This is a genomic window from Streptomyces sp. NPDC048643, assembly GCF_040650615.1.
GTDB lineage: Bacteria > Actinomycetota > Actinomycetes > Streptomycetales > Streptomycetaceae > Streptomyces.
On record NZ_JBEZHO010000033.1, the window covers coordinates 89164 to 100215 of the forward strand.

General features: G+C 71.1%; 12 protein-coding genes. 8 read left to right on the top strand and 4 right to left on the bottom strand.

The genetic code is table 11. The features are described from left to right. Positions 1 to 139 precede the first annotated feature (139 nt). From AB0C62_RS27950 to AB0C62_RS27960, 3 genes are all read left to right on the top strand, one after another. Positions 140 to 445: an ANTAR domain-containing protein gene (locus tag AB0C62_RS27950; RefSeq protein WP_362977721.1), complete on the top strand. Its 306-nt coding sequence runs from the start codon at positions 140 to 142 to the stop codon at positions 443 to 445. Between the two features lie 75 nt (positions 446 to 520). Next, entirely contained in the window at positions 521 to 2101 is a 1581-nt protein-coding gene (locus tag AB0C62_RS27955; RefSeq protein ID WP_362977723.1) for an FMN-binding glutamate synthase family protein, read from the top strand. Between the two features lie 53 nt (positions 2102 to 2154). Then, the gene (locus AB0C62_RS27960) at positions 2155 to 3882 is read left to right on the top strand and encodes a thiamine pyrophosphate-dependent enzyme (RefSeq protein ID WP_362977696.1); all 1728 of its coding nucleotides are present in this window, start codon (positions 2155 to 2157) and stop codon (positions 3880 to 3882) included. Positions 3883 to 3900: 18 nt separating this feature from the next. On the opposite strand, the gene AB0C62_RS27965 is transcribed toward AB0C62_RS27960, so the two are convergent. The 4 genes from AB0C62_RS27965 to AB0C62_RS27980 all read right to left on the bottom strand — a co-directional run bounded on the left by AB0C62_RS27965 (position 3901) and on the right by AB0C62_RS27980 (position 7173). Further along, entirely contained in the window at positions 3901 to 4896 is a 996-nt protein-coding gene (locus AB0C62_RS27965; RefSeq protein WP_362977698.1) for an iron-containing redox enzyme family protein, read from the bottom strand. Next, the gene (locus AB0C62_RS27970) at positions 4893 to 5102 is read right to left on the bottom strand and encodes a CDGSH iron-sulfur domain-containing protein (RefSeq protein ID WP_358820039.1); all 210 of its coding nucleotides are present in this window, start codon (positions 5100 to 5102) and stop codon (positions 4893 to 4895) included. The genes AB0C62_RS27965 and AB0C62_RS27970 overlap by 4 nt, the downstream gene beginning before the upstream one ends. Beyond that, positions 5086 to 5757: a HemK2/MTQ2 family protein methyltransferase gene (locus AB0C62_RS27975; protein ID WP_362977701.1), complete on the bottom strand. Its 672-nt coding sequence runs from the start codon at positions 5755 to 5757 to the stop codon at positions 5086 to 5088. Before AB0C62_RS27975 ends, AB0C62_RS27970 begins: the two co-directional genes overlap by 17 nt. A 261-nt stretch (positions 5758 to 6018) precedes the next feature. Continuing rightward, positions 6019 to 7173, bottom strand: coding sequence for a PP2C family protein-serine/threonine phosphatase (locus AB0C62_RS27980; RefSeq protein WP_362977725.1), 1155 nt, complete (start codon positions 7171 to 7173; stop codon positions 6019 to 6021). 437 nt (positions 7174 to 7610) lie between these two features. On the opposite strand from AB0C62_RS27980, the gene AB0C62_RS27985 reads away from it, so the two are divergent. The 5 genes from AB0C62_RS27985 (at position 7611) to AB0C62_RS28005 (ending at position 10841) form a co-directional block, all read left to right on the top strand. After that, on the top strand, positions 7611 to 7955 hold the full coding sequence (locus tag AB0C62_RS27985; RefSeq protein WP_362977703.1) for a hypothetical protein: 345 nt from the start codon (positions 7611 to 7613) through the stop codon (positions 7953 to 7955). 123 nt (positions 7956 to 8078) lie between these two features. Beyond that, positions 8079 to 9044 carry an LLM class F420-dependent oxidoreductase gene (locus AB0C62_RS27990; RefSeq protein WP_362977705.1) on the top strand — a complete coding sequence of 322 codons (966 nt, stop codon included), beginning with the start codon at positions 8079 to 8081 and terminating at the stop codon, positions 9042 to 9044. A 48-nt stretch (positions 9045 to 9092) separates the two neighbouring features. After that, positions 9093 to 9764, top strand: coding sequence for an HAD family hydrolase (locus AB0C62_RS27995; RefSeq protein WP_362977706.1), 672 nt, complete (start codon positions 9093 to 9095; stop codon positions 9762 to 9764). 214 nt (positions 9765 to 9978) lie between these two features. Then, a complete protein-coding gene (locus AB0C62_RS28000) occupies positions 9979 to 10350 on the top strand; it encodes a phage holin family protein (RefSeq protein ID WP_362977727.1) in 372 nt (123 codons plus the stop codon). Continuing rightward, positions 10347 to 10841, top strand: coding sequence for a DUF3618 domain-containing protein (locus tag AB0C62_RS28005; protein WP_362977707.1), 495 nt, complete (start codon positions 10347 to 10349; stop codon positions 10839 to 10841). Before AB0C62_RS28000 ends, AB0C62_RS28005 begins: the two co-directional genes overlap by 4 nt. Positions 10842 to 11052 lie beyond the last annotated feature (211 nt).

Genomic DNA, 11052 nt, shown 5'->3' on the forward strand with positions numbered 1-11052 from the left:
GGCGCCGCGTCCGACTCTCGAAAGTCGGCTGCACGGCGCCGCGATTCATGGACAAGAGAACCAAGGGAACTGGCGCCGGACTCCTCAGACTTCGGAGGCGACGTTGACGTCCGACACGGACACGACCGAGCAGACCCCGCTGCCCGCCGAAACCTCGGCGGCCGCGGTGACACGCCTGGAGGGCGAGAACCTCCAGCTCAAGCAGGCCGTGCGCTCCCATGCCGTCGTCGATCAGGCCATCGGCGTCATCCTCGCCGTCGGGCAACTGACCCCGGACGAGGGCTGGGACGCGGTGCGGGCGATCTCGCAGAACACCAACATCAAGCTGCGCCATGTCGCCGAGCTGATCGTCGACTGGGCCCGCACGGGCGAGCTGCCGTCCGAGATCCGCGGTGAGCTCGAGCGCCAGCTCCGCCTCGACGGCACGGTGGGGGACGAAAGGTAAGACGCAGAGTAAGAAAAGCAGCCGGTCCGCGGAACGGGCTTTGGGGAGCGCACTCGGGGACACACGGACCTCGTGCTGAAGATACGTCTTGTCGTCCTGCTCGCCCTGCTGACAGCGGGCGGCCTCGTCGCCGCCGTCCTCGTCTCCCCCTGGTACTGGTGCGTGGCCGGCCCGCTGCTCGTGGCCTCGGTGGTTGCCGTCCACGACCTCGTGCAGCGGCGGCACTCGGTGCTGCGGAACTACCCGGTCCTCGGACACCTCCGTTTCCTGCTGGAGGCACTCCGCCCCGAACTCCAGCAGTACTTCATCGAGCGGAACTTCGACGGCCGGCCCTTCGACCGCGACACCCGCAGCATCGTCTACGAGCGCGCCAAGGGGACCGCGGCCGAGGAGCCCTTCGGTACCGAACTCGACCTCTACCGGGCCGGGAGCGAGTACCTCACCCCGTCCATGGCCCCCTGCCCGGTGCCCGAGGACGTGCCCCGCGTCCGCATCGGCGGACCCGACTGCACACAGCCGTACGACATGGCGCTCCTCAACGTCTCGGCGATGAGCTTCGGCTCCCTGTCAGCCAACGCCGTCCTCGCCCTCAACACGGGCGCCCGGCTCGGCGGTTTCGCCCACGACACCGGTGAGGGCGGCCTGTCCGAGTACCACCTGCGGCCCGGCGGAGACCTCGTCTGGGAGATCGGCACCGGCTACTTCGGCTGCCGCACGGACGACGGAGGCTTCGACGAGCGGAAGTTCGCCGACAAGGCCGCGCACGAGCACGTCAAGTGCGTGTCACTGAAGATCAGCCAGGGGGCCAAACCGGGCATCGGCGGTGTCCTGCCCGGAGCCAAGGTGAACGCGGAGATCGCCGAGGTCCGCGGAGTGCCGCAGGGGGAGACGGTGACCTCGCCGCCCTTCCACCGCGTGTACAGCACCCCGCGTGAACTGGTGCGCTTCCTGGGCCGCATGCGGGAACTCGCCGGCGGAAAGCCGGTCGGGTTCAAGCTGTGCGTCGGCTCGCGCCGGCAGTTCCTCGCCGTCTGCAAGGCCATGCTGGAGGAGGGTGTCACCCCCGACTTCATCATCGTCGACGGCGCCGAGGGCGGGACCGGCGCGGCACCGCTGGAGTTCGCCGACAACGTCGGGCTGCCGCTCGGCGAGGGCCTGATGACCGTGCACAACGCGCTCGTCGGCGTCGGCCTGCGCGACCGCGTCAGGATCGGCGCGAGCGGCAAGGTCGCCACCGGCAGTGACCTCGTGAAACGCCTGATCCAGGGCGCCGACTACACCAACGCCGCACGCGCCATGATGTTCGCCGTCGGATGCATCCAGGCGCAGCGCTGCCACACCAACACGTGCCCCGTCGGCGTCGCCACCCAGGACGAACGCCGCGGACGGGCCGTGGACGTCGAGGACAAGTCCCGGCGCGTCCACCGCTACCAGGAAGCGACGGTGAAGAGCGCCCTGCAGATCATGGCCGCGATGGGTGTCGACGAGCCGCACGGACTGCGCCCCCACATGCTGGTACAGAGGGTCGACCCGCACACGGTCCGCTCCTACGCCGAACTCCATGCATGGCTCACACCCGGACAACTCCTCGCATCGGTCCCCGACAGCTGGGCACTCGACTGGAAAGCGGCCCACCCGGACCGCTTCACGCACTGAAACTCTCCCCCCGCGCCACCCTAAGGGGGCGTACCCGACCGAAGGGCATTCCTGTGACACGTACCGTCGCCCGTGTGATCGTCGACGCACTCAAGGAACTGGGCGTCCGGCACGTCTTCGGGGTCGTCGGGGACGCCCTGAACCCCCTGACCGACGCCATCCGCACCACGGACGAGGTGGACTGGGTCGGCTGCCGGCACGAAGAGGCCGCGGCCTTCGCCGCGGGGGCCCAGTCGCAGCTCTCGGGCACGCTCGGCGTCTGCATGGGAACCGTCGGACCGGGCTCGGTCCATCTCCTCAACGGGCTCTACGACGCGGCCAAGAGCCGGACCCCCGTCCTCGCGATCTGCGGTCAGGTCCCGCTCGCCGAGATCGGCAGCGAGTACTTCCAGGAGGTCGACAACGACCTCCTCTTCCGCGACGTCGCCGTATACCGCGCCACCGTCACCTCGCCCGACCAGATGCCCCGCATGCTCGAATCGGCCGTGCGCGCCGCGTTCAGCCAGGGCGGAGTAGCCGTCCTCACCGTCCCCGGCGACCTCGGCGACCAGGAACTCGCGGAGGACCGGCCGACCCGCTTCGCCCTGGACCGCGCCGTCACCCGCCCCGACGACCCCGCGCTCGCCGAGGCCGCCGACCTCCTGAACAGCGCCTCCCGCGTCACCCTGCTCGTAGGCCGCGGCGCCCGCGACGCCCGCGCCGAGGTGCTCGACGCCGCCGAACTGCTCTCCGCCCCGATGGTGCTGACCCTGAAGGCGAAGGAGGGCTTCGAGGGCGACAACGCCTACCAGGTCGGCCAGACGGGCCTCATCGGCAACCCCGCCGCCGCGCACGCCCTCGACCACGGTGACGCGCTCCTCATGCTGGGCACCGACTTCCCGTACCGCGACTGGTATCCGAAGGACTGCAAGGTCGTGCAGATCGACACCCGAGAGGAGCACCTGGGGCGGCGGGTCCCCGTGGACGTGGGCCTCGCCGGTGACGTCGGCGCGACGCTGCGCGGCCTGCTCCCCCTGCTGAAGGGCTCGTCCGACCGCGCCCATCTCGACGACGCCCGGAACCGGTTCACGCAGTGGCAGGAGGGCCAGCAGAGGCTGGCCGAACCCGACCACGAACGCCGCTGGACCGGGAAACTGCGCGCTGCCCTGGACAACCGTGACCACGAGATCCGTCCCGAGGCACTCGCCGCCGCGGTCGACAAGTACGCCGAACAGGACGCGGTGTTCACCTCCGACACCGGAATGGCCACCGTCTGGCTCTCGCGCTTCGTCACCATGACCGGCACCCGCCGCCTGATCGGCTCCTACAACCTCGGCTCCATGGCCAACGCCATGCCGCAGGCCCTCGGTGCCCAACTCTGGGCGCCGGACCGCCAGATCGTCGCCTTCTGCGGCGACGGCGGCCTCAGCATGCTGCTGGGCGACCTCATGACGATCAAGACGTACCAACTCCCGGTGAAGCTGGTCGTCTTCGACAACCGGCGGCTCGGCATGGTCAAGCTGGAGCAGGAGCAGGCGGGGCTGCCCGAGTTCGGTACCGAGCTCGACAACCCCGACTTCGCCGCCGTCGCCACGGCGCTCGGCCTGACCGGCATCAGGGTCACCGACCCGGCCGACCTGCACGACAGCGTGCGCCGGGCGTTCGACACCCCCGGACCGGTCGTGCTGGACGTGCTGACCAACCCGGAGGAGGTGGCGGTGCCCGGCAAGCCGACCGTGTCGCAGGGGTGGGGCTTCGCCATCGCCAAGGTCAAGGAGGTCCTGTCGAGCCGCGAGAACTGACGGCTTGGGATCCCGACGTCAGGCGGGGGCGCCGAGCGGGACACGCAGTGCGCTGCGTTGGTCCCGCCAGGAGGCCAACAGGTGTGCGGCGAGCCGGTCTTCGAGGAGGCCGGTGACCCGCACACCGAACGCGACGTCGGGTTCGAGTTCGGGTTCGTCCTCCAGGAGGCCGCCGACGACGTCGTGGCGCACGACCTGTTCGTGCACGGCGTCGGCCTCGACGTGCTCGTCGTAGAAACGCTGGGCGGCCTTGCCCACGCCCATCCTGCGCAGGGCGGCGGCCAAGCGACGCGATCCCGGGGATGAAGTCGTCTCCACCGCCGCGAAGTGGCCGACCAGTGCGCCCCGTAGAGCGCGGTGCAGGCCCAGCAGGGACATGAGGTTGACGGTGGCGAGCGCCTCGGCCGGAGCGGCGTCGAGATAGTGGCCGTATTCCGTGCGCAGACCGAGGTCCGCCATGAGGTCGGCGAACAGCCGGGCGTGGATGTCCTCTTCACGGCCGGCGCCGAACTCGTCGTACTCCACCGCCACCATGGCGGCCTTCGCGCGGCCGTGCAGGCGGGGGATGACCCAGGCGTGCGGGTCGGCCTCCTTGAGGTGGTAGAGCGAGCGCAGGGCCGCGTACTCCTGGAACTGCCAGAGTTCGCCGTCGCGTTGGAGGTGGTGGCTGACGCTCGTGTCGTCGTGGCCCACCGCTTCCACCAGCAACTCGTCGAGTGCGGTGTCGGCGCTGTGGTCGACGGGCACATCGCCGCGCAGCGCCTGGAGGAACCGCAGCTCCAACGACCGCCGCAGGGCGAGCAGTCCGGGGTCCCACTCCCGTTCGTCGGGCACCTCGGCGAAGCCGCGGTAGTGGAGTTCGTACAGCGTGTACAGGGTGATCTGCAGGTCGTCGCCGTACGGGTCCGCCTCCTCCAGGCCGTCGGGTGCGGGGAGCGGGGTGCCGTAGCGCAGCGTCGACAGGAGCGGGCCCGACAGGTCGCCGCGCGCGGCCGGGAGCCAGGGGCCCTTCATGGCGTCTCCCGCTTCGTCCGGCGGCGGTGACTGGTGTCGCACCACGGATGGATGCGGCTGCGGCGGCAGGTACAGATCGCCGTGCGGAAGCGGCACGACGTGTGGACCGTGCCGTCCTCGTCGACCACCTCGACCGGCCCCTCGACGAGAAGTGGCCCGTCGCGGTCCATGGTGACGCGTCGCGGTCGCTCAGGCGTGCTGGGCACGGATGACCACCAGCTCTTCCCGGTCGTCGTGGTCGGGGGACAGCAGTCCCTGGTGGCGCAGCCATCCCCGGCGTGTGCTCAGCACGGGCCCGAACGGGATGACGGCGCGGTCGGTGACGGAGGCGTCGAACCCGGCGTCGGCGAGCCTCCGCAGGGTCGCGAGGGTGCCGCAGAGGGCCGAGTGGACGAGCAGGAGCACGCCTCCGGTGCGCAGCGCGGTGGGTGCCTCGTCGCAGACGCGGTCCACGAACGCGCGGCCGTCGGGGCCGGCGTCCCAGGCCCGTGCGGGGGAGTGCCGGGGCGGTCGGGCGCCGGGCGACGGCACGTAGGGCGGATTGCTGACCACCAGGTCGTACGTCCGTCCGCGCACCGCGGCGGTGAGATCACCCCGGAGGACGGTGACCCGCCTGCGGGCGATGAGCGCGTTCAGGCGCGTCGTGAGCACGGCACGCCAGGCGATGTCGACGGCGGTCACCCGGGCGCCTAGCCCGGCGGCCCGCAGCGCGAGGGCGCCGCTGCCGGTACCGAGGTCGAGCACGTGGGTGGAGGGGTCGACGCGTTCGCGTGCGAGCGCGCGCAGGAGGAGTTCGGTGTCGTCCTGCGGGGCGTAGACACCGGGGGGTGTCAGGAGCGGGCTGTGTCCGGGTGTTCCCATGGGCCATCTCCGGATCGCATGTTTGGTGCAAAAGTGTAGAAATGCGACTCTTCGTGACGAGTGCCCCACGCGAGGATGCCTACACGCGATCTCCGTTGGCGTCTTCGCCGGCGCCGGCTGCGGCTCGCCGAGCCGGATCCTGCGGGGAATTCCTGTGTGGCGCCGGTACCGCACGCCACACAGGAGTCGCCGACACCAGGGGTGAAGTCGGCTTCATCATTTTATCGGTGGATCGCCGGGAAGGCCGTTTTTGTGACGGTCTCAGACGGCGGCGGGCTTCCACTCCACCATCAGGATGGTCGCGTCGTCCCGCAGTTTGCTGTGCTCCGAGTCGAGGAGCCGGTGGATGAGGCGGCGCAGCGTCTCGGGCGCCAGCTCCCCTCCGGCCGTCGCCCGGATGACCGAGTCGGCGAACCGGTCGAGACCGAAGAGCGAGCCGTCCTGCATACGGGCCTCGGTCACACCGTCCGTGTACAGCAGCACCCGGTCCCCCGGTTCCAGGGAGATCTCGTGCACCCTGCGCGGAGCGTCGAGCAACGTCGCGGGCGCCCCCATGGGCGGGTCGGCCTCGGCGGCCAACGCGTCGTCCACCAGGCGCTGGTTCCGGATGAGCAGCGGGGGCGGATGACCGCAGTTGATCCACCGGAGCGCACCGGTCGTCAGTTCCAGCTGGAGGAGCACGCCCGTGCAGAACTGGTCCGGCAGCCAGTGGGCGAGCGCCTCGTCCACGCACGAGACGAGCTCGGGCAGGTCGGCGCCCGTGCGGCGGGCGTTGCGGCAGGCCGCCAGCGTCACCACGCTCGTCAGACCCGATGCCAGATCGTGGCCCATCGAGTCGAGCATGGCCGCGTGCAGTGTCGTGGCGGTCAGGGCGTGGTCGAAGGCGTCGCCCCCCACCTCGTAGGCGGGTTCCAGTACGGCGGTCGAGATGACATCCGCGTTGCCGATCGTCCGGGGCGGCAGATAGGCCCGCAGCATCTCGGCGGGCAACTGCATGGTCTCCGTGCGCGTGCGCTGGACGAAGGTCTCCTTGTACGCGCGCTTCGACGTCACCATCATCGCCAGCAGGGCCGCTATCGAGCGGCTGCGGCGCAGGGTCGCCGCGTCCACCGCGTCGGAGTGCACGCACATCACGCCCAGCCGCTCCGTGCCGTCCACCAGCGGCAGCCAGACCATGACCTCACCCGTGGGGGACTCCTCGACGCGCAAGGAGAGGGTGCGGTAGGCCCAGCCCGCGAGGCAGGCGTCGATGTCGAGGGGGGTCGAGATCTCCGTCAGCGGCATCAGATGACGCTGCTGGAGGTCCGCGAGGTACACCACGATCTGGTGCACCCCCAGGGCGGCGGCACAGCGGCTCACCACGGCCGCGAAGTCCCTGGCCGCGACACCCGGCTCGGACAGGACGTCCTCCAGCAGCAGTATGTCGTCGTCCGGGGCCGGCACCGGATCTCCCCTCGACGCGCTCGTCATGGCATCAGCAGTCAAACACCAGGTGAGCCGCTGTGCCCGACGGGCCGGGCGCCACGATGTCCACGGTTCCGCCGGGAGCGGCGCCCGCGTCGATCGGCCGCCGGGACCGGCCGGTGATCACCGACATCATCGTCCCCCGGTGGGGTACTCGCGTCGGACGCCCAGCCGTGCCATGCCCTCCGGAGGAAGCGAGAACGCCGTGAAGACCGTGAACGCGCACTCCGTGCCCGGGCGGGCCACGCTGGGAGAGGCGGCCCCTGCCTGGAGCCGTGCCGTGACACCGCCGAACGGGTGACGGAAGGCCAGTTGTGCGGGCGTACCCGCGCGCCGCACATCACCCGCCTCGGCAGAGCCGTACCCGAGCAGAAAGGAGAGTGACCCTCATGGTCACCGTGTCCCTCACCGGAGCGTCCAAGGAGGACGCAGCCACCGTCTTCGGCGTCCTGCGGACGGCGTTCCCCACCGACCGGCCCGCGGAGGACGTGCTCCAGGAGCGGCCCGGCGAGCAGCACGCCGTGTGGACCGCCGAGTTCGAGCCGACCGAGGAGCGCATTCCCACCGGACCCACCTCGCTGGAGGGCTCCGTGGCCGCCACGCTCCAGGGCGGCTACGTCGCCGTCGACCTGCTGTGTGACGCGCTGGGCGGCTCGTTCGCCGTGCGGGAGCAGGGCTCGGCCTCCGGCGACCAGGAGAAGGAAGTCGACCTGCGGCTCGGGACGAAGCAGTAGAGCGGCGGCGCACAGGCGCGTCCACGCGACGGTGACACCCGGGCGGGGAGCGGACGTTCGGCCCGCCCGCCAGAGAAACGCAGCGCGCCCCGAACGGCGCCCCACCACGAGGAGGAGAGCGGCATGGTGCAGATCGGGTACACGATGATGACGGAGCAGGCCGGGCCGCGTGAGCTCGTCGGCCATGTGGTCGGCGCCGAGCGCGCCGGCTTCGACTTCTCCGTCACCTCCGACCACTACTTCCCCTGGCTGGACTCCCAGGGACACGCCCCGTACGCCTGGAGCGTCCTCGGTGCCGCGGCGCAGGCCACCGAGCGCATTCCGTTGATGACGTACGTGACGTGCCCGACGACCCGCTACCACCCGGCGATCGTCGCGCAGAAGGCCGCCACCATGCAGCTCCTCTCCGAGGGGCGCTTCCGCCTCGGCCTCGGCTCCGGCGAGAACCTCAACGAGCATGTGGTGGGCGGAGGCTGGCCGGCCGCCCACGTCCGGCTGGAGATGCTGGAGGAGGCGGTCGAGATCATCCGCGCGCTCTTCGCCGGCGGGAACGTCAACCACCACGGCGCCCACTTCGACGTCGAGAACGCCAGACTGTGGGATCTGCCCGACGCGCCCCCGCCGATCGGTGTCGCCGTCTCCGGAGACCGCTCGTGCGAGCTGGCGGGTCACCTCGCCGACCTGGTGATCGCCACGGAACCGAGGCCCGAACTGATCTCCGCGTTCGAGAGCCACGGCGGCGCGGGCAAGCCCAAGATCGGCCAGCTGCCCATCTGTTACGACACCGACCGGGACGCGGCCGTCGCCCGCGCCCACGACCAGTTCCGCTGGTTCGGCAGCGGCTGGCCGGTCAACTCCGAACTGCCCGGCCCCACCGCGTTCGCGGGCGCCACCCAGTTCGTACGGCCCGAGGACGTGGCCGAGTCCATCCCGTGCGGCGACGACGTCGAGGCGGTCGTGGACGCCGTACGGCCCTATGTCGACGCGGGGTTCACCGAGGTCGCGCTCGTCCAGATCGGCGGTGACCAGCAGGAGCCGTACCTGGAATGGGCCGAGCGGAAGCTGCTCCCCGCCCTCCGTGAACTGTGAGCGACGAACCGGGATCGGAAGACCTGTGAGAGGGAGAGGGCATCTGCGATGAGCACGAAACGCGCCGCGATCTTCGACGTCGACGGAACGCTCGTCGACACCAACCACCTCCATGTGGTGACCTGGTGGGAGGCGTTCCGGCAGGGCGGCCACCGCGTGCCCATGCGTGAGATCCACCGGGCCGTCGGCCTCGGCGGCGGCGACCTGATCGAGCACCTGCTCGGCGAGGACCGTGACACCGGGCAGGACGAGCAGTTCGTCGCCGCCCACCACGCCCTGTACGCGACGTACTTCGACCGGCTGCCCGCCCTCGACTCGGCGCGCGAACTGCTGCGCGCGCTGGCCGCCCGCGGCTGGGAGATCGTCCTCGCGACCTCGGCGAGCGGTGCGGAACTCGCGGCGCTGCGGCGGGCGATCGGAGCCGACGACGTCATCCTCGGGGCGGCCAGCGCGGACGACGTCGACGACGGCAAGCCGGCGCCCGACCCCGTCGCCCAGGCCAGGGAACTGGCCGGGGTGCCGAGCGACCGTGCCGTGTTCGTCGGCGACACGGTCTGGGACATGAGGGCCGCCGCCCGGGACGGCACGACCCCCGTCGCGGTCCTGTCCGGCGGCATCCCGCGGGCGGACCTGGAGGAGGCCGGCGCCCGTGCCGTCTACCGCGACACTGCCGACCTCCTCGACCGCCTCGACACCAGCGTCTTCGCCGATCGGGAGTGACCGCGCGGCGGGGAATGGGGGCGGATCGTGAATGACGGGGATCGGGCTCCTGAAGTGCCCGGATCGGGGTACCCGCTTCCAGACCGAGTTCCGGGACACCTCGAAGTGTCCCGGTCATGGCCGAGGAAACGGGCAGGAGGTGATCGCCGTGTCGAGTGCGCGGCCGCAGGTCGAGGGAACCGACGAGCAGACACGGGAGTCCGGGTCGCACCAGGTGGGTGAGCTGGTGCAGCAGGCATCGCAGCAGCTGACCGAGCTGGTGCGGGGCGAACTGCGTCTGGCGCAGGCGGAGATGCAGGAAAAGGGCAGGCGCTACGGCAAGAGTGGCGGACTGTTCGGCGGCGCGGGAGTGGTCGGCTTTCTGATGCTGGAGGCCCTGGTGGTCACGGCGATCGCCGCCCTCGCCGTTCCGCTGCCGGTGTGGGCCGCGGCGCTGATCGTCACGGCGGTACTGGGCGTCGTCGCCGCGGTACTGGCCCTGAACGGCAAGAAGCAGGTCCACCGGGCGGCACCGCCCAAGCCCGAACAGGCGATCGAGAACGTGAAGGCCGACGTGGCCGAGATCAAGAGGAGTGCCCACCGATGAGCAAGCCCTCCGACGGCGAGCAGACCGCCGCCACTCCCGAGGAACTGCGCGAGCAGGTCGAACAGACCCGCGCCGAGCTCGGGGACACCGTCCAGGCGCTCGCCGACAAGGCCGACGTGAAGGCCCGGGCCAAGGAGAAGGGCGCCAAGGCCAAGGAGAAGAGCGCGGAGGTCGCCGAGCAGGCCGCGGCCAAGGCGACCGAGCTGAAGGACAAGGCGGTCCTGGCCGCCCACTCGGTCCAGGACAAGGTGCAGGACAAGGTCCCGGACCCCGTCAAGGACAAGGCGGCCCAGGCCGCCGTCCAGGTCCGGGACACGGCCCGCGACACGGCCGCGAAGGCAGGCCGCGTCTGGGACGAGAAGGCCCCCGAGCCCGTCCGTCACCAGGCCGCCGAGGGCGCGCGCGTCGCCCGCGACCACCGCACCCTGCTGCTCGCGGCGGCCGGCGCCGCGACGGTCGTCTGGTTGGCGATCCGCCGCAAGAAGGCGTGACCGCCTCCTCGGACGTACGGAAGTCCCCCTGCCCGCGTGGCAGGGGGACTTTCTTTCTCCTGGCGGGGCCTCGGGCGGGGTCCGAACGGCCACGGCTGAGTACGTACGGACTCCGGTGCCGGCCCGGGGCGGCTTCGGCAGTGTGGGGTGGGGGGCATGGCCAAGCGCGAGAGAGTCATGAGGATGTCGGTCGAGCAGCCGCTGTGGCGTG